Origin of the sequence: Streptomyces corynorhini (assembly GCF_003346515.1) — a bacterium.
In the GTDB taxonomy this organism is placed as follows: Bacteria; Actinomycetota; Actinomycetes; order Streptomycetales; family Streptomycetaceae; genus Streptomyces; species Streptomyces corynorhini.
In genome coordinates, this window is the sequence record NZ_QQNA01000049.1 from 15742 (window position 1) to 33994 (window position 18253).

Genomic DNA, 18253 nt, shown 5'->3' on the forward strand with positions numbered 1-18253 from the left:
GGGATCGCTATTGCGGCCCCCGGTCACCCGGCGTAGGACTGAGCCCACGGGACGAGAGCAGCGCCGCCACGTCACGGCCGCGACGCCGGTCCCGCCTGCGTAGATCCGTACGCACACGGGAAGAGACGGGGCAGTGATGCGCACAACTCGGACAACGAGCAAGGTTCTTGGTGCCGGAAGAGGTTCCGGCGGAGGATCCGCCCGGACGGGGCTGGTGTCCCGCCGGGCGGCCGTGGCGCTCGTCGCCGTCGGCGCGGTGGCCCTCAGCGGCTGCGGCGGCGGCTCGGACGACGACAAGGACCCGGGCGACGCCTCGGGCAAGCCGTCGGCGGTCACGGTCGAACTGCCCAAGCTGGACGGCGAGAAGATCCAGGTCGCGGCCGTGTGGACCGGCGCCGAGCAGAAGAACTTCACCAAGGTGCTGACCGAGTTCGAGAAGCGGACCGGGGCGACGGTCACGTTCGTCCCCGCACAGGATCCCATCGTCAACTTCCTCGGCACGAAGATAGCCGGGGGCAGTCCGCCGGACGTGGCGATGCTGCCGCAGGTCGGCGCGATCCAGCAGGCCGTCGAGAAGAAGTGGGCCAAGCCGGCCGGGGCGGAGGCCAAGGCCCAGCTGGAGAAGAACTACGGCAAGGGCTGGCAGGACCTCGGCGCGGTGGACGGCGAGCAGTACGGCGTCTACTTCAAGGCCGCCAACAAGTCGCTGATCTGGTACAACAACGCCGCGTTCGAGAACGCGGGCGCCTCGGTGCCCACGACGTGGAAGGACTTCCTGTCGACGGCCGAGACGATCTCGGCCTCGGGCGTCACGCCGGTCTCGGTCGGCGGCGCGGACGGCTGGACCCTCACCGACTGGTTCGAGAACGTCTATCTCTCGCAGGCGGGCCCGGAGAAGTACGACCAGCTGGCGAAGCACGAGATCAAGTGGACCGACGGGTCGGTGAAGGACGCGCTGACCACTCTGGCCGAGCTGTTCGGCAAGCCGAGCCTGATCGCGGGCGGCACCGACGGCGCGCTCCAGACGGAGTTCCCGGCGTCCGTCACGCAGACGTTCACCGGTGGTGACCAGCCCAAGGGCGCGATGGTCTTCGAGGGCGACTTCGTCGGCGTCAACATCGCGGAGACCGAAGCCAAGATCGGTACGGACGCGAAGGTCTTCCCGTTCCCGGCGGTCGGCACCGACTCGCCGGTGGTGACGGGCGGCGACGCGGCCGTGGCGCTCAAGGACACCAAGGGCGCGCAGGCGCTGCTGACCTTCCTGGCCTCCGCCGACGCCGCGAAGATCTGGGCGGAGTCGGGCGGTTTCGTCTCGCCCAACAAGTCCCTGGACGTCGCCGCGTACCCCAACGACGTCCAGCGGGACATCGCCAAGGCGCTCATCGCGGCGGGCGACGACTTCCGCTTCGACATGTCGGACCAGATGCCGCAGTCGTTCGGCGGGACGCCCGGCAAGGGCGAGTGGAAGGCCCTTCAGGACTTCCTGAAGAACCCGAAGGACATCGCGGGCGTCCAGCAGCAGCTGGAATCGGCCGCGGCCAAGGCGTACAAGAGCTGACGGGATGACATCCCCGGTCAAGGGGGGCGCCGCACCGGCGCCCCCCGTCCCCCGTACACGTAAGAGCGTGACAGGCACACGTAAAACTGTCGCGGTCGGCTTTCTGCTGCCCGCGCTGGTGCTGCTCGGCGCGCTCGTGGTCTACCCCATCGGGTTCTCGGTCTACCGGTCGTTCTTCGACAAATCCGGCACCAGCTTCGCCGGACTCGACAACTATGTGGAGCTGTTCACCGACGACACGATCCTGACGGCGGTCAAGAACAACGCGATCTGGGTCGTCGTCGCCCCGACGGTCGCCACGGCGCTCGGGCTGATCTTCGCCGTACTCACCGAACGGGTGCGCTGGGGCACGGCCTTCAAGCTGATCGTCTTCATGCCGATGGCGATCTCGATGCTCGCCGCGGGCATCATCTTCCGGCTGGTGTACGAGCAGGACCCGAGCCGGGGCGTCGCCAACGCGGTGGTGGTGGGGGTGCACGACACCTTCAGCGACGCGGCGGGATATCCGAAGGCGCATCCGCTGCCGGTGCATCCGCTGAAGGCGGGTGGCGGCGGCACGTTCGTCACCAAGGAACCCGTCCGGGCCGGTACGGAGGTGCTGCTGCCGCTCGTCGGGGTGCCGCCGGCCAAGATGCCCTCGGACGCGCTCCCGGCCAAGGGGGCGACGGCCGGGGACGGCAAGGTCACCGGTACGGCCTGGCTGGACTTCACCCCGGGCGGCGGCGGGAAGCCCAACGTCATCGACCCCGAGGAGCTGGGGCTCAAGGGGCTCAAGGTGGAGGCGGTGAAGGACGGCAAAGTCGTCGCCACCGCCACGGCGGGCGCCGACGGTACGTTCAGCCTGCCCGCAGCCGCCGACGGCGCCCAGTTGCGGCTGCCCGAGTCCAACTTCAAGGAGCCGTACAACGGGGTGGAGTGGCTCGGTCCCTCGCTGGTCACCCCGGCGATCATCGGCAGCTATCTGTGGATGTGGGCCGGGTTCGCGATGGTGCTGATCGCGGCGGGCCTGGCGAGCGTGCCCCGCGAACTCATGGAGGCGGCGCGGGTCGACGGCGCCACCGAGTGGCAGGTCTTCCGCCGGATCACCGTACCGCTGCTGGCCCCGGTCCTCGCGGTCGTCATGGTCACGCTGATGATCAACGTACTGAAGATCTTCGACCTGGTCCTGATCATTCCACCGGGCTCCTCGCAGGCCGACGCGAACGTGCTGGCGCTCCAGCTCTACCGCTCGTCGTTCGGTACGGACGCGGATCTCGGGGTCGGCAGCGCCATCGCCGTACTGCTGCTTCTGCTGGTACTGCCGGTGATGCTGTTCAACATCCGGCGCATGCGGAAGGAGACCCGCCGATGACCACCGAGTCCACCACGGTCAGGGCGAAGCCGTCCCTCGGCGGCCGGATCGCCGCCCGCGCGGGCGGCGGGGTGATGCGGGTCTTCCTGGTCCTCGTCGGCCTGTTCTGGCTGATGCCGACGATCGGCCTGCTGATCTCGTCGCTGCGCGACTCCTCGGACATCAACGCCAGCGGCTGGTGGAAGGTCTTCACGGCCCCCGCCCAGCTGACCACCGCGAACTACTCGCGGCTGCTGGAGAACGACACGATCACCCACTCGCTGTTCTCCACGGTCATGATCACCGTTCCCTCGACGGTCCTGGTCGTGGTGATCGGCTCGCTCGCCGCGTACGCCTTCGCCTGGCTGGACTTTCCCGGCCGCGACTGGTGGTTCCTGGTGGTCGTGGGGCTGCTGGTGGTGCCCGTGCAGGTCGCGCTGGTTCCGGTGGCGAAACTGTTCGGCGCCATCGGCATTTTTGAGACAACTTTCGGGGTGATCATCTTCCATGTCTCCTTCGGGCTGCCCTTCGCGATCTTCCTGCTGCGGAACTTCTTCGCGGAGATCCCGAGGGAGCTGCTGGAGGCGGCGCGGCTCGACGGGGCGGGCGAGCTGAGGCTGTTCACCCGGGTCGTGATGCCGCTCGGCGGTCCGGCGATCGCCTCGCTCGGCATCTTCCAGTTCCTCTGGGTCTGGAACGACATGCTGGTCGCGCTGATCTTCGCGGACTCCAAGAGCCCGCCGATCACGGTCGCGCTCCAGCAGCAGGTTCGGCAGTTCGGCAACAACATCGATGTGCTGGCGCCGGGGGCGTTCGTCTCGATGATCATCCCGCTGGTCGTGTTCTTCGCGTTCCAGCGGCAGTTCGTGTCCGGTGTGATGGCGGGCGCGGTGAAGTAGCGCCCGTCGGGAGCCCGTGAAAGCCCAGGTCATAGGGTCTATGACCTGGGCTTTCACGCTGAACGGGGAGGAGCGGCCACGCCGGTCGGCATCAGTTGCCGTCTGCTGCCGTCGGTTGCCGTCTGCTGCCGTCGGTTGCCGTCTGCTGCCGTCTGCTGCCGTCGCGACGGCCCGGCCTCACGTCAGATGGCGGGTGAAGAACCGGGCCGCGGCGTCGCCCGCGAACTGCGGGACGCCGGTGTGCCCGCCCATGTGGGCGTGCAGGGACTTCTCCTCGGAGCCGAAGGCGTCGAACAGATCCAGGGCCGCCTGCCGGTTGTTCCCTTCGTCGTCCCACTGGAGCAGGACGTGCAGGGGGATGGTGACCTGCCGGGCCTCCTCGAACATGGCGCGAGGCACGAAACTCCCGGCGAACAGAACGGCGGCCGATACGCGGGGCTCGACCACCGCCAGCCGGGTGCCGATGGAGATCACTCCCCCCGAGTACCCGACCGGGCCGCCGATCCCGGGCAGCGGAAGAAGGGCGTCCAGGGCGGCCTGCCATTCCGGGACGGCCTTGTCGACCAGCGGAAGGACGAGGGCGTCGATGATCTCGTCGCCGACCGGCTCGCCGGCCTCCATCGCCCGGCGCAGGTCGGCGCGGGCCCGCTCCACGGCGGGCCAACGGGGCCGGTCGCCGCTGCCGGGAAGCTCGATGGTGGCCGTGGCGAAGCCCTCCGCCGCGCAGTGCAGGGCCCGCGCCACCAGCCGGGGGTACATCCTGCGCAGCCCGAGGGGAGGGTGGCCGAGCAGGATCAGCGGTGCTGGTGCGGGTGTCGAAGAGGGTGCCGGTGCGGGTACCGATGCCGATGCGGGGGCCGAAGCCGATGCGGGGGCCGAAGCAGGGGCCGGTGTCCACAGAATGCCGGGGATCTCACCGAGGGTGAATTCGCGTTCGAGGACGCCGTCGTCAAGGCGCCGCTCGGAAGTGAAACGCATGGTCGTGCCTTTCGGGAGTGCGCTGGAACGGCGCTCCCGGACGACCTGCCTAGCGCCCGACCGTGACCCCGGAGGGGAGCACCCATGTCGATACTGCGTTCACGGGTACCACCTCCTCGATCTCTCGCACGGCCTCCGGAAATGTAGCAGTGTCCGCCCTCGTAACCAACGGGCGCGGTCCCACCCCGGCTGCTCACCCCGGCGCGTACCCAGCCCGGGGCCCGTCAGTCCGTCTCAACGGCTGAGCGCGAGCACCGCGGACGCCGCCAGATCGTCCAGATAGCCCGGGGGCAGTTCGCCCCGTACCACCACGAGCCGCCAGTAGAGCGGTCCGATGATCAGATCGAGGGCCCGGTCGGGGTCCGCGCCCTCCGGCAGCTCCCCGCGCGCCACCGCCTCCCGGACGATCACCGCCGCGATGCCCCGCTGTCCGTCCAGCAGCGCCGCCTTGATCGCGTCGGAGATCTCGGGATGCCGGGCCGCCTCCACCAGCAGATCCGGGATGACCTGCGAGGCGACCGGGTGGCGCAGGGCGTGCGCGGCGACTTCCAGCAGCGCGCGCACGTCCCCATACAGCGAACCGGTCGCCGGAGCGGGCAGCCCCTGCGCCGCGAAGACCGAGACCAGGTCGAGGACGAGCGCCAGCTTGGACTTCCAGCGGCGGTAGACGGCGGTCTTGCCGACACCGGCGCGGCGCGCGATGCCCTCGATGGACATCCGGGCGAACCCGACCGCCGCCAGCTCCTCGAAGACGGCCGCGCGGATGGCGTCGGTCACCTCTTCCCGGAGCACGGCGGCGCCCGCCGGGGCACGGCGAGCGGTGCGGGAGGCGGCCGAGGGGCGCGGTTCCGTAGTCATCACGGCCGAGCATAGCGCCATCGGCGTCACGACGAAACGGTTGCGTTGCGACGCTCGTCGCCCTACCTTGTCGTTACGACGATACGGACCCGTTCCGACGTAAAGGGACGGCAAAGCGCCGCCGGACCAGTCGGCGGAACACGTCCCCGCCCACCCCGCACCGGTCTCGGAAACAAAAACAGCAAACAGCCACCGTCGAAAGCGACACCGTGAGCCAGACGATCGCACCGCCCTCCCCCCGGGCCCCAGGACCCCCGCCCGGCCCCACCGCCGGGTCCGACCTCGCCGCCCTGGCCCTGCGCCACGGCCTGACCGTGAGCGGCGCCCGCCCGTCCCTGCCGGAGTACGTCGGGCGGCTCTGGTCGCGTCGGCACTTCATCACCGCGTTCGCCACCGCCCGGCTGACCGCCCAGTACAGCCAGGCGAAGCTGGGCCAGATCTGGCAGATCATGACCCCGCTGCTCAACGCGACGGTCTACTACTTCATCTTCGGAGTCCTGCTCGACACCAAGCGCGACGTGCCGGACTTCATCCCGTTCCTGGTGACGGGCGTCTTCATCTGGACCTTCACCTCGAACTCGATCACGGCGGGCACCCGCGCGATCTCCGGCAACCTCGGTCTCGTCCGGGCCCTGCACTTCCCGCGCGCCGCCCTGCCGATCGCCCTCGCCCTGCAGCAGCTCCAGCAGCTGCTGTTCTCGATGGGCGCGCTGGTGGCGATCCTGGTCTGCTTCGGCCAGTACCCGCGCCCCGGCTGGCTGCTGGCGGTGCCGGCGCTGCTGCTCCAGGCGCTGTTCAACACGGGGGTCTCGCTGGTGGTGGCACGGCTGGCCGCCAAGACCCCGGACATCGCGCAGCTGATGCCGTTCCTGCTGCGCACCTGGATGTACGTGTCCGGAGTGATGTGGAGCGTCGACCGGGTGACGAGCGGCGACCACCTGCCCCACTTCGTCACGGTGGCCCTGGAGTGCAATCCGGCCGCCGTCTACATCGACCTGATGCGCTTCGCGCTCATCGACAGTTTCACCGCCGGACAACTGCCCCCGCACATCTGGGCCGTCGCCCTCGGCTGGGCGGCGCTCGCGGGCGTCGGCGGATTCCTGTTCTTCTGGAAGGCCGAGGAGGAGTACGGACGTGGCTGAGCCCGAACCCACCCCCACCGTCGTCGTCGACGGCGTGCACATCACCTACCAGGTCCACGGCACCAAGGGCGGCCGGGGCAGCGCCACCTCCGCCCTCAGCCGCATCGTCTCGCGCAAGGCGGCCCCCGGCGTACGGGAGGTGCACGCCGTCAAGGGCGTCAGCTTCGCCGCGTACAAGGGCGAGGCCATCGGACTGATCGGCTCCAACGGATCCGGCAAGTCGACGCTCCTCAAGGCCATCGCGGGGCTGCTGCCACCGTCACAGGGCCGGGTCTTCACCCGGGGCCAGCCCTCGCTGCTCGGCGTCAACGCGGCGCTGATGAGCGATCTGACCGGCGAACGCAACGTCATCCTCGGCGGACTGGCCATGGGCATGTCGCGGGAGCAGGTGCGTACCCGCTACGACGACATCGTGGAGTTCTCCGGCATCAACGAGAAGGGCGACTTCATCTCCCTGCCGATGCGCACGTACTCCTCGGGAATGGGCGCGCGGCTGCGCTTCTCGATCGCCGCCGCCAAGAGCCACGACGTCCTGCTGATCGACGAGGCGCTGTCGACCGGTGACGCGAAGTTCCAGCGCCGCAGCCAGCGGCGCATCGCCGAACTGCGCGAGCAGGCGGGCACCGTCTTCCTGGTCAGCCACAGCAACCAGTCGATCCTGGAGACCTGCGACCGGGCGATCTGGCTGGAGTCGGGGACGCTGCGGAGGGACGGCCCGGTGGCGGAGGTCGTCGCGGCGTACGACGAGTTCACGGGGAAGGGGCCCAAGGGCGGCAAGGGCGGGAAGAGGGGCTGACGCGGCGGGACGGCATCACGGCGGGCGGAGTTACGGCGAGCGGAGTTACGGCGAGCGGGGTCACGGCGGAGCGGCGTCACGGCAGGCGGGGGCGGCCAGCCGGACCGACGTCCCCGGTGGGTGGTGCGCGCCTCGGTTCCTGTACCCGCCGGGCCGAGCGCGGGTACCGTTCTGGTGTCGAGTCAGAACAGGAGCCTGTATGCACGCCCTGCCCCATGACCACACAGGCGCACGCATCAAACGTCTGCGCATGGAAAGACACCTCACTCAGCGTGCCCTCTCCGACCTCTCAACAGTGCCCTACAGCACTCTCACCAAGACCGAGCAAGGCGTGCTGCCCGCCAGCCCCCACGTCATCGCGAGTCTCGCCCGTGCCCTCCGGGTCGAGGTGGCGACCATCACCGGCCAGCCGTACGTGACCGAGCTGCGCGCCGACGAACTCGACGTGCTGATAAGGCCGATCCGGGAAGCCCTGGACGTGTACGACCTCGGCCCGGACCCGGACATCACCCCGCGCCCGCACCAACTCCTGAGCGACGACGCCGACCACCTCCTCGTCATCGTCCGCGCCGGTGAGATCAAGCGGGCCGCCGGTGAGGTGGCCGGCCTGATCCAGGAGGCGACGACCGCCGCGCACACGGCGGGGACCACCGAGGGGTGGCTCCTGCTGGCGAGCACGTACCGCACGGCCTACGACGTCGCGGCGAAGCTCGGGTTCAACGACCTCGCGTCGATCGCGCTGTCGCGCATGGACTGGGCGGCGGAGCGTGGATCGGACGCGGTGGTCGGCGGGATGTACCGGTACATGCGGGCCCTGACCTATCTCAGGGAGGGCCAGTACCGGACGGGCGAGCGCCTGGTGGCGCTCGGTCTGACGACGTTGGAGCAGGCCGACACGGGCCGCGAGCGGGACGTCGTGACCGGACAACTCCACCTGGGTGCGGCCGTGATGGCGGGCCGGGCCCAGAACAGGACCCGGGCCGGTAGCCACCTCGACCAGGCGGACGAGATCGCCCGGGGCACCGGCGAGGCGGCGGAGGTCCACTGGCTCAGCTTCGGACCGACCAATGTGGCCGTGCACCGGGTCTCGGTGGCGGCCGAGCTGGACCAGTACGAGGACGCGTCACGGATCGGACGGGCCGTCACCATGCCGCGCGGCTGGCCGGCCTCGCGGCGCAGCCACCATCATGCGGAGCTGGCCCGCGCGCAGATGTGGACGGGCGACCTGGACGCCGCGTTCGCGAATCTGCTGTCCGCCCGCAAGGCCGCTCCCCAGCAGGCGCGTTACCACGCGACGGTCCGGGAGACGTACGCCGGATTGGAAGCGGCGAAACGCCAACTGCCCGACAGCTTCCTCTCATACGGCTCCTGGCTGGGCGCCTGACGTACCGTAACCCCCTGGCCCTGGCTATCACTATCCCGTGATAGCCAGGGCCTTTCCGCGCTCCCACCATGGCCCTACGCACCCACGAGGCCCTTGGAGCCGACCATGTCCGATCCCCACGGCGCACCCACCCGCCCCTACCGTCTTCCACGTCCGGCGAGTTCCGGGCCCCGGGCCCGGAAGGCCATCGCGGGGTGGCTGTCCCTGACCGCCAAGGATCCGGACATCCCGCTCCGCGACTGGAAGGAGCGGCGCCCGGCGATGCTGCCGACCGGGCGGCGGTTCGACGCCGTCAAGATGCACCCGAACCTGGTGCACGCGGCCCTCGGCAGCACCGCCGCGGACGGCGTGCGCGCCGGGTTGGCCGCCGCGCTCGACGGGCCGGTGATCTGTCACCCCGGCGTCTGGTACTACGCCCTGGTGCCGCCGCAGACGACGGAGTCCTGGAAGTCTCCGCACGCGGCGGTGCTCGGCCGTGGAGCCTGGCTCGGCGTTCCCCGGACCGAAGGTGTGTCCAGGCGCGTCGCCGACCCCTACTGGGCGACGCCGCTGGAGAGCCCGGACCGGCTCTGCGTCCCGGACGCCGTCGCGGTCATACTGCACGCCGGGGCCGTGCGGCTGGAGGACCCCGCCCGGCCGCACGCGCACGCGTGGCGGTCCCTGCTGGACCACCTCACCACCTGCCCCTCGTGCACCAGCGGCGATCTGTGCGACGAGGGCGCCGTCCTGCGCCGGGCCGAACGGGCGGCCCGATGACGTGGGAGCCGGGCATCGGCCCCGACGCGCCCGCCGGATACCTCGCGGGCACCCGGTGCGAGGAGAGCGGGATGACCATGCTGTGGCACGGCCCGCCCCTGGGGGAGCCCGAACCGTCCGACCTGTCCGACCCGTCCGACGCGCCCGGCGTCGGCGTGCCCGCCCCGTGCCCGCCGTGCCTGGCCGCCGACATCTTCGAGCTGCGCTCACCGCACCGCTGCGCGGGCACCACGTACGTCCAGGCGCTGCCCCGCACGCTGGCGCTCTCGGGCCCCCGGCCCTGCCCGTGCCCGTGCCGGAACCTGGACCGGAGCCGGAGCCGGAGCCGGAGCCGGAGCCGGAGCCGGACGGCCGAAGGCCCGTGACGGCCTGGGACGCCCCCGCCGACACCAACGCCCCGGTCCAGTTGGGCGACTGCTTCCGCTGCGACCGGGGCGGCGTGCAGGTGATCCGGGTCGGCGAACTGGTCGGCCCGTACGGCGAGACGCCCCTGTACGCCTGCCGGTGCTGCGTCGAACGCCTGGTGGCCATGGGACACCACACGCAGGAGACGCCTGTACGCCCCTACGTCGGCGCGTCGACGTGGTGACGGGCCGGGACCGGCAGTGGCGCAGGCGTGTGACGGTCACGCTGATCGCCACAGGCCCTGACGCAGATCGCGTGCGCGGCGGCCCTGGCCGCGCTGGTCATCACCGCGGCGCGCTGACGGGCCAGGACGTACGGGAGGCCCGAAACCCGTCCCGGGCCGGAGCCCTTTCGGGCCGAAACCCCCTCCGCCCGACACCACGTCCGCCCGAAACCCCGTCCGGCCGACACCCCCTCCGGCCGAAACCCCGTCCGGGCCGGAGCCCGAAGGCCCCGGGCCCGACGGGTGCTGGGTCAACCGCCCGGCCGACGCGCGTCAGCTGTGCATCCGCAGCAGCGTGCGCATCGTCCGCATCGCGACCGACAGGTTCGCCAGGTCGAACGCGTCCGAGCCCTGGATCTCGTCCAGCGTGGACCGCGAACGGCCCAGGATCGCGGCGTTCTTCTCCTCCCACGCGGTGAACCGCTCCTCCGGCGTCGAATTGCCGTTGCCCACCGCCAGCACGTCCCCCGTCAGCGCCGCGTGCGCCGCGTACAGGTCCTCGCGGATGGAGGCGCGGGCCATGGACTGCCAGCGGTCGGCGCGGGGCAGCTCGATGATCCGGTCCATCAGCTGCGTGATCCGCAGCCGGTCGCCGAGGTCGTAGTACACCTCGGCGACGGAGAGCGGGTCCTGCTCCGTACGGTCCGCGATCGCCACGATGTCGAGCGCCGGGAAGGCGGGCGAGAACCCCGCCACCCGTACGGCCAGCTCCTCCGGAACGCCCGCCGCCGTCAGCTCCGCCAGGATCGACTGGTGCCACTCCAGCTCGGCGCCGCGCAGCATCGTGGGCAGCTGCGCCCAGACCCGCTCCACGCCCGCCGCGAAGAACTCGATGGTCCCGGCGATCTCCAGCGGCTGCGGCCGGTTGCCCAGCAGCCAGCGCGTACCGCGCTCGACCAGCCGCCGCGAGTGCAGCCTGATCCGGGTCTGCACCTCGGCCGGGACCTCGTTGTCCAGCGCCTCGACCGCGTCCCACACGGCGTTCAGCCCGAAGATCTCCCGGGCCGCGGTCTGCGCCCGGACGATCTCCTCGACCGACGCGCCGGTCTCCTCGCGCAGCCGGTGCAGGAAGGTCGAACCGCCCGCGTTCACAGTGTCGTTGACCAGCACCGTCGTGATGATCTCGCGGCGCAGCGCGTGCGCGTCGATCTGCTCGGCGAACCGCTCGCGCAGCGGCTGCGGGAAGTACGCGTGCAGCAGCTTGCGCAGGTACGGGTCGTCGGGGAGCCGCGTGTGGATCAGCTCGTCCGCCGCCGTGATCTTGGTGTAGGCGAGCAGGACGGCCAGTTCGGGCTGGGACAGGCCCCTGCCCGTGTTGAGCAGCTCGCGGATCTGCCGGTCGGCGGGCAGGAACTCCAGCGCCCGGTCGAGGTGTCCGTCGCGTACCAGCCGCCGCATGAAGCGCTGGTGCGCGTGGAGCAGGGAGGGTGCCTGGGAGGAGGCGTTGCCCAGGGCCGTGTTCTGCGCGTAGTTGTTGCGCAGGACGAGCGCGCCGACCTCGTCGGTCATCTCCGCGAGCAGCGTGTTGCGCTGCTTGACGGTCATGTCGCCCTCGGTGACCAGCCCGTTGAGCAGGATCTTGATGTTCACCTCGTGGTCGGAGGTGTCGACGCCCGCGCTGTTGTCGATGGCATCGGTGTTGATCCGGCCGCCCTCGCCACCGGCGCCGCGCCGGGCGAACTCGATGCGGCCGAGCTGGGTCAGCCCCAGGTTGCCGCCCTCGCCGACGACCTTGACGCGCAGGTCCTCGCCGTTGACGCGGATGGCGTCGTTGGCCTTGTCGCCGACGTCGGCGTCCGTCTCGGTGGAGGACTTGACGTACGTGCCGATGCCGCCGTTCCACAGCAGGTCCACGGGGGCCTGGAGGATGGCCTTCATCAGCTCGGCGGGCGTCAGCTTCGTGATGCCGGGCTCGATGCCGAGGACCTCGCGCACATGGGCGTTGACGGGGATGGACTTGGCGGTACGGGGATGGATCCCGCCGCCCTGCGACAGCAGCGACTTGTCGTAGTCGGCCCACGAGGAGCGCGGCAGCTCGAACAGCCTGCGGCGCTCCGCGTAGGAGGGGGCCGCGGCGGGGTGCGGGTCGAGGAAGATGTGCCGGTGGTCGAAGGCGGCGACGAGCCGGATGTGCTCGGAGAGCAGCATGCCGTTGCCGAAGACGTCGCCCGACATGTCGCCGACGCCGACGACGGTGAAGTCCTCGGTCTGGGTGTCGTGGCCGCGCTCGCGGAAGTGCCGCTTGACGGACTCCCAGGCGCCGCGCGCCGTGATGCCCATGCCCTTGTGGTCGTATCCGGCGCTGCCGCCGGAGGCGAAGGCGTCGCCGAGCCAGAAGTCGTAGGAGACGGCGACGTCGTTGGCGATGTCGGAGAAGCTGGCGGTGCCCTTGTCGGCGGCGACGACGAGATAGGTGTCCTCCCCGTCGTGGCGGACGACGTCGGCCGGGGGGACGACCTCGCCCGCGACCATGTTGTCCGTGATGTCGAGCAGCGCCGAGATGAAGATCTTGTACGAGGCGATGCCCTCGGCGAGCCAGGCGTCCCGGTCGACGGCCGGGTCGGGCAGCTGCTTGGCGACGAAGCCGCCCTTGGCGCCGACCGGCACGATCACCGTGTTCTTGACCATCTGCGCCTTGACCAGGCCGAGGATCTCCGTACGGAAGTCCTCCCGACGGTCCGACCAGCGCAGCCCGCCGCGCGCGACCTTGCCGAAGCGCAGGTGGACGCCCTCGACGCGCGGGGAGTAGACCCAGATCTCGTAGGCGGGGCGGGGCGCGGGCAGGTCGGGGATGGCCTGCGGGTCGAACTTCATCGACACGTACGCGTGCCGGTCACCGCTGTCGGCGCTCTGGAAGAAGTTGGTGCGCAGCGTGGCCTTGATGAGGGTGAGGAAGGAGCGCAGGATGCGGTCCTCGTCCAGGCTGGCGACCTGGTCGAGGGCGCCGTCCAGCTCCTCCAGCATCGCTTCCGTCAGCTCGATGCCGGCGCTCTGGCGCTCCGGCGCCATCCTGGCCTCGAAGAGGGAGACCAGCAGCCGGGTGGTGTGGACGTTGTTGCGGAGGGTGTCCTCCATGTAGTCCTGGCTGAAGGTCGAGCCCGACTGGCGCAGGTACTTGGCGTACGCGCGCAGCACCATCGCCTGGCGCCAGTCCAGACCGGCTCCGAGGACGAGGGAGTTGAAGCCGTCGTTCTCCGCGGCTCCGGTCCATACGGCGGCGAAGGCGTTCTGGAAGCGCTCGCGGTCGTCCTCGGTCAGGTAGTCGCCGCCTCCGGCGCCGCTCTGCGGGAGCCGCAGGCCGAAGTCGTAGATCCAGACGTGGGTCCCGTCCGAGCAGCGCAGCTCGTAGGGGCGCTCGTCGACGACCTCGACGCCGAGCCGTTGGAGTACGGGCAGGACGGCGGAGAGGGAGACCTGCTCGCCCGAGCGGTAGATCTTGAAGCGCCGCTCGCCTGGTCCGGCGTCGACGGGCTCGTAGAGCGAGAGCGAGAAGTCCGACTCGGCCTTGTCGAGCGCCTCCAGGTGGGCCAGGTCGGCGACGGCGGCGCGCGGGGTGTGGTCGGCCTTGTACCCCTCGGGGAAGCCGGAGCCGTAGCGGCGCAGCAGCTCGGCGGCGCGCTCCTCGCCGCATTCGGCGTTGAGTGCCTCGCCGAACGCGTCGGCCCAGGAGCGGGCGGCGGCGACGAGCCGGGCCTCGATCCGGTCGGTGTCGGCGTCGGTGAGCTTGGCCAGCTCGGTGCCCCGGGGGACTCGGACGACGAAGTGCAGCCGGGACAGAATCGATTCTGTGTTCCAGGCGGTGAAGTCGACGCTGGTGCCGCCCAGCTCTTCCTTCAGGATGTCGACGAGCCGCAGCCGGACACCGGTGGTGTAGCGGTCGCGCGGCAGGTAGACGAGCGCCGAGTAGTAGCGGCCGTACTCGTCCTGGCGCAGGTAGAGCCGCAGCCTGCGGCGCTCCTGGAGGTAGAGGACGCTGGTGACGATGGAGCGGAGTTCGTCGACGGGCGTCTGGAAGAGTTCGTCGCGCGGGTAGGTCTCCAGGATCTGGAGCAGGTCGCGGCCGTCGTGGCTGTTGGGCGAGAAGCCCGCGCCCTCCAGCACCTCGGCGACCTTGCGCCGGATCACCGGGACCCGGCGTACGGACTCGGTGTACGCGGCGGAGGAGAACAGTCCGAGGAAGCGCCGCTCCCCGATGACGTTGCCCTTGGTGTCGAACTTCTTGACGCCGACGTAGTCGAGGTAGCCGGGCCGGTGGACGGTGGCGCGGCTGTTGGCCTTGGTCAGGACGAGCAGCTTGTGCTCGCGGGCCTTGGCGCGGGCGTCGGCGGGCAGTCGGCTGAACGACGGGCTGACCGGGTGGTCGTCGTTCTCGTGGTGGATCGGGTCGGAGCGCAGTACGCCGAGGCCGGTGCCGGGGACGGCGGACAGGGCGTCGCCGTCGGTCAGTTGGTACTCGCGGTAGCCGAGGAAGGTGAAGTGGTCGGCGGCGAGCCAGCGCAGCAGCTCACGGGCCTCCTCGACCTCCTGGTCGCGCAGGTCGTCGGCCGTGGGCTCGCTGGGCAGTTCGTCGGCGATGCGCAGCGCGGAGCCGCGCATCTTCTCCCAGTCCTCGACGGTCTCGCGGACGTCGGACAGCACGCGCAGCAGGTCGGAGGTGATCTGCTTGAGGTCGGCGCGCTCGGTCTCGCGGTCGATCTCGACGTGGATCCAGGACTCGGTGACCGCGTCGTGGGGGCGCTCGCCGTCGGCGGCGGTGCCCTCGGGGAGGACCTCGATCAGCTTCCCGGCGACGTCGCGGCGCACCACGATCTGGGGGTGGATGACCGCGTGGATGCCGCGGCTCTGCCGGGTCAGCTCGTTGGTGACGGAGTCCACGAGGAAGGGCATGTCGTCGGTGACGACCTCGACGACGGAGTGGCGGCACGTCCAGCCGTTCTCCTCGACCGTGGGGGTGTACACGCGGACGCTGGCCGTCCCCTGGGGGCGGCCGGCGGCGAGGCGGTGGTGCGAGAGCGCGGCGCCGGCGATGTCGAGCGGGTCGCGGCTCGTCAGGTCCTCGGGAGCGGTGTGCAGGTAGTAGCGCTGGAGGTACGCGACGAGGGCGTCCTGGCCGGCGGGGCCCTCTCCGTGGCCGTCGGTGCGGGAACCGGCCGAGGCGTTGTCCTTCCTGGGGCCGCCCCCCGGCCCCCCCGTACCCCCCGCCGGGCTGTTCTCAGCGGTCCGGGCCGCCTGTTCGAGCAGCTCGGCCTTGGCTTCGTCCAGCTTGGTCTGCATGTCCTCTGGCTCCTGTCGCGCGCCATTGCGTGACGTAGGTGAAGGAAGCGACACAACGCCACGACGCGGGGTTTCCGGTCTGGGTCGACGTTATGCCGCGATGAGAGATGTCCGGGGCGTTATTGGCCAATTTTGACCGCCGGTCCGGATTCCAGGGCGTGTGGCTCCTGGCGACCAGCGATCGCCCGGCGCGGTGGCGCTCCGGGCGCAGGCCGGGGGCTTCGCTGCCCCCATGGCGTATCGCGCTGATCACGAGCCCAAGGCTATCGCTCTCCACCGGGGGGTCGTCATGAGCCGCATGTGTACAAAAGCGGTACGCCGAGTTGGACGCTATGGACAGCGACAGAACGCGAGCTTCCAGGGTCTGCCGTGGGGATCGGGCCGGATCAGGGGGGCCAGGCCCCGTCCAGTGCGAAGGGCCTGGCTAAGCCCCGTCCAGTGCGACGTGGACAGCCTCGGCGAGGCTGTCCACCACCGGCACGCCGACGGCGGCGAGGGCTGCCCGGCTGTGCGAGCCCCCGGTGTACAGCACGGCCCGCGCGCCGACGTACGCCGCGGCGAGCGCGTCGTCCACCGCGTCCCCGATCACCACCGTACGGTCGGCGGATATCGCGCCGACGGCGGCCAGTGAGGCGAGATGGCGCTCCATGTGCACGGCCTTGCTGCCGCCGGAGGGGCCGGTGCGTCCGTCGACGCGCAGGAAGTGGCGCTCGATCCCGTATTCACGGACCACGGGGACCAGCTCCTGGTGCCCGTACATGCTCAGCAGCGACTGGCTGCCGCCCGCCAGCGACCACCCGGCGAGCAGCTCCTCCACGCCCTCCGTCAGCCCGCAGCCCGCGCGGCGCTCCGTGTAGTGGCGGTGGAAGGTCTCGTCCATCACGGCCCACTCGGCGTCGCTGGGGAGCCGGCCCATCAGCCGCTCGTAGAAGCGCGGGATCGGGATGCAGTACAGCTCGCGGTAGCGGTCCAGGGAGATCGGTTCCAGGCCTATGTCCGCGAAGGCCGCGTTGGTCGCCCCGATGACCGCCTGGATGTCATCGAGGAGGGTGCCGTTCCAGTCCCAGATCAGATGTACGCGCTGCTTCCCCATGTCCAGAACCGTACCGGCAGGGTCTGACAGCGGGCCGTCAGCCGAGCAGGTTCCCGATCTCCTGGATCCCGTACCAGAGCAGCTCGTGGTCCTCCGCGCCGTCCACCGTGAACCGGGCGTCGTCGTCCCCGTGGTCCGCCGCTCCCAGCGCCGCGGCGGCGGCGCTCACGTCGGCGTCCGCGTCGTCGGAGTCGACGTGCACGGCCGCCGCCTTCGCGAGCTTGATCGCGGAGGCGATCCGCACCTCGCCGAGACCGGCCGGGTCCAGCGCCAGATCGGGGTCGGCCACGGCCTCCCGGTCCGGCACGTCGGCCGCGACGACCACCCTGCGGCGCCGGGCGCCGGGGTCGGCGGCGAGCAGCCGGAGCGATGCGGCGGCGGCCCGGTTGAGGGCCGCGTACTCCAGCTCCTCGATGTCGTCGGAGACGTACCACTCGCGCAGCCCGGGGGTCACCGCGTAGCCGGTCAGCGGTCCCGGCCCCACTTCGCCGGTCCTGTGCGCCTCGGCGAGACCGGGAAGGGTCAGGGGGACGTAGACGCGCATGGCTGGCCGCTTTCGGTAGGGGGGAGAGCGTTCAAAGGATACGTGCGGCGGTCCTCCTTCGGAGTGATGACCTCGGCGCCCCGGGGCGTCCACCGAGGCCGCGCCCCGCAGCGCCTGATCGGGCCCGGCACCGCGCTCGGGCCACTCGGATAGGTGATTTCACGGTCGGCCGCCACCGACGCCGGGGTGCCTTGCGCCGCCCGCCAAGGAACCGTAAAAGATCCCCCAAACAAAAAGTTACCGACCGGTATCCACCGGTGGGGCAGAACGGGGGCGATCTGCGTGACCAGGACGAGCACGACGAACATCACGGACGCCACGGACGCCACGGACGCTACGGACGCCACGGACGCCACGGCGGCCCGCACCACTCGCGGCGCGGCACGGGGCTCCGTCGCGCGGCCGCCCGGCAGGCGCGACCAGCGTCGGCCCGCCGTCCCGCGCCCGCGCAGGCGTACACACATCCCGCCGCACGAACTCTTCGCGGAGCGGCTGCTCGCCGTCCTCAGCGGCCACCGTCCGGTGCACTGGATGCTGGGCCAGACCGTCGGCGAGGCGTACGAGCAGCTCGTGCGCCTCGCGCCCGGCACGCCGCTCAGGGCCCGGGGCGCACGCCCCGTGGTCCGCACCTGCCGGGGGTTCCAGCCGTGCGCCGGGGTGGTCGAGGCGTCGGCCAGCATCGCGGCGGGCGAGCAGGTGCGCGCGCTGGCGTTCCGGCTGGAGCAGGGCGCCGATCTGCGCTGGCGCTGCGCGGCGGTCGAGATCGGCGGCGAGCGGATCCCCGCCGGAGCCTGACCGGGCGCGGGCGCGGGGGCGGGGGCACCAGGGGCGGAGGGCGCGCGGCACCAGGAGCACCGGGAGCAGCTGAACGGAGGGCAGCGCGGCACCGGGGCCACCGGGCCCGCGCGCTCCGGTAGCCCCGGTGCCGTCCACGTAGCCGCCCACGGCAACGGGCCGGGGCGCCGCACACCTGCTGTGCGGCGCCCCGGCCCGTTGCCGATCGGTGTCCGGCT

At 71.1% G+C, this 18253-nt stretch carries 15 protein-coding genes; 10 read left to right on the forward strand and 5 right to left on the reverse strand.

What is annotated here, in order from left to right:
* Nucleotides 1–136 precede the first annotated feature (136 nt).
* Genes DVH02_RS07830 through DVH02_RS07840 form a run of 3 tightly spaced genes read left to right on the forward strand, consistent with a single transcriptional unit; the run spans nt 137 to nt 3787 of the window.
* Nucleotides 137–1558 carry an ABC transporter substrate-binding protein gene (locus tag DVH02_RS07830; RefSeq protein ID WP_114622977.1) on the forward strand — a complete coding sequence of 474 codons (1422 nt, stop codon included), beginning with the start codon at nt 137–139 and terminating at the stop codon, nt 1556–1558.
* Between the two features lie 4 nt (nt 1559–1562).
* A complete protein-coding gene (locus DVH02_RS07835; RefSeq protein WP_114622978.1) occupies nt 1563–2909 on the forward strand; it encodes a carbohydrate ABC transporter permease in 1347 nt (448 codons plus the stop codon).
* Nucleotides 2906–3787, forward strand: coding sequence for a carbohydrate ABC transporter permease (locus DVH02_RS07840; RefSeq protein WP_114622979.1), 882 nt, complete (start codon nt 2906–2908; stop codon nt 3785–3787). Before DVH02_RS07835 ends, DVH02_RS07840 begins: the two co-directional genes overlap by 4 nt.
* A 177-nt stretch (nt 3788–3964) precedes the next feature.
* Here the strand turns inward: DVH02_RS07840 and DVH02_RS07845 are convergent, their stop codons facing one another.
* Both DVH02_RS07845 and DVH02_RS07850 read right to left on the reverse strand, forming a co-directional pair.
* The gene (locus tag DVH02_RS07845; protein WP_114622980.1) at nt 3965–4765 is read right to left on the reverse strand and encodes a dienelactone hydrolase family protein; all 801 of its coding nucleotides are present in this window, start codon (nt 4763–4765) and stop codon (nt 3965–3967) included.
* 234 nt (nt 4766–4999) lie between these two features.
* Nucleotides 5000–5623: a TetR/AcrR family transcriptional regulator gene (locus DVH02_RS07850; RefSeq protein WP_114622981.1), complete on the reverse strand. Its 624-nt coding sequence runs from the start codon at nt 5621–5623 to the stop codon at nt 5000–5002.
* Nucleotides 5624–5832: 209 nt separating this feature from the next.
* On the opposite strand from DVH02_RS07850, the gene DVH02_RS07855 reads away from it, so the two are divergent.
* The 6 genes from DVH02_RS07855 (at nt 5833) to DVH02_RS07880 (ending at nt 10290) form a co-directional block, all read left to right on the forward strand.
* Nucleotides 5833–6765, forward strand: coding sequence for an ABC transporter permease (locus DVH02_RS07855; protein WP_114622982.1), 933 nt, complete (start codon nt 5833–5835; stop codon nt 6763–6765).
* Entirely contained in the window at nt 6758–7561 is an 804-nt protein-coding gene (locus DVH02_RS07860; RefSeq protein ID WP_114622983.1) for an ABC transporter ATP-binding protein, read from the forward strand. The genes DVH02_RS07855 and DVH02_RS07860 overlap by 8 nt, the downstream gene beginning before the upstream one ends.
* 199 nt (nt 7562–7760) lie before the next feature.
* A complete protein-coding gene (locus tag DVH02_RS07865; RefSeq protein ID WP_114622984.1) occupies nt 7761–8945 on the forward strand; it encodes a helix-turn-helix domain-containing protein in 1185 nt (394 codons plus the stop codon).
* Nucleotides 8946–9050: 105 nt separating this feature from the next.
* Complete coding sequence (locus DVH02_RS07870) at nt 9051–9701, forward strand: hypothetical protein (protein ID WP_114622985.1); 651 nt, start codon at nt 9051–9053, stop codon at nt 9699–9701.
* Nucleotides 9698–10066, forward strand: coding sequence for a hypothetical protein (locus DVH02_RS35520; protein WP_199566201.1), 369 nt, complete (start codon nt 9698–9700; stop codon nt 10064–10066). Before DVH02_RS07870 ends, DVH02_RS35520 begins: the two co-directional genes overlap by 4 nt.
* Nucleotides 10063–10290 carry a hypothetical protein gene (locus tag DVH02_RS07880; RefSeq protein WP_114622986.1) on the forward strand — a complete coding sequence of 76 codons (228 nt, stop codon included), beginning with the start codon at nt 10063–10065 and terminating at the stop codon, nt 10288–10290. Before DVH02_RS35520 ends, DVH02_RS07880 begins: the two co-directional genes overlap by 4 nt.
* Nucleotides 10291–10602: 312 nt before the next feature.
* Here DVH02_RS07880 and DVH02_RS07885 read toward each other — a convergent pair whose 3' ends face one another.
* The 3 genes from DVH02_RS07885 to DVH02_RS07895 form a co-directional block, all read right to left on the reverse strand.
* Complete coding sequence (locus DVH02_RS07885) at nt 10603–15603, reverse strand: NAD-glutamate dehydrogenase (RefSeq protein WP_114622987.1); 5001 nt, start codon at nt 15601–15603, stop codon at nt 10603–10605.
* Nucleotides 15604–16027: 424 nt separating this feature from the next.
* Nucleotides 16028–16696: an HAD family hydrolase gene (locus DVH02_RS07890; protein WP_114622988.1), complete on the reverse strand. Its 669-nt coding sequence runs from the start codon at nt 16694–16696 to the stop codon at nt 16028–16030.
* A gap of 37 nt (nt 16697–16733) precedes the next feature.
* The gene (locus tag DVH02_RS07895; RefSeq protein ID WP_114622989.1) at nt 16734–17240 is read right to left on the reverse strand and encodes a DUF6912 family protein; all 507 of its coding nucleotides are present in this window, start codon (nt 17238–17240) and stop codon (nt 16734–16736) included.
* Between the two features lie 282 nt (nt 17241–17522).
* On the opposite strand from DVH02_RS07895, the gene DVH02_RS35955 reads away from it, so the two are divergent.
* Nucleotides 17523–18035 carry an Rv3235 family protein gene (locus tag DVH02_RS35955; RefSeq protein WP_233518087.1) on the forward strand — a complete coding sequence of 171 codons (513 nt, stop codon included), beginning with the start codon at nt 17523–17525 and terminating at the stop codon, nt 18033–18035.
* The last annotated feature ends 218 nt before the right edge of the window (nt 18036–18253 follow it).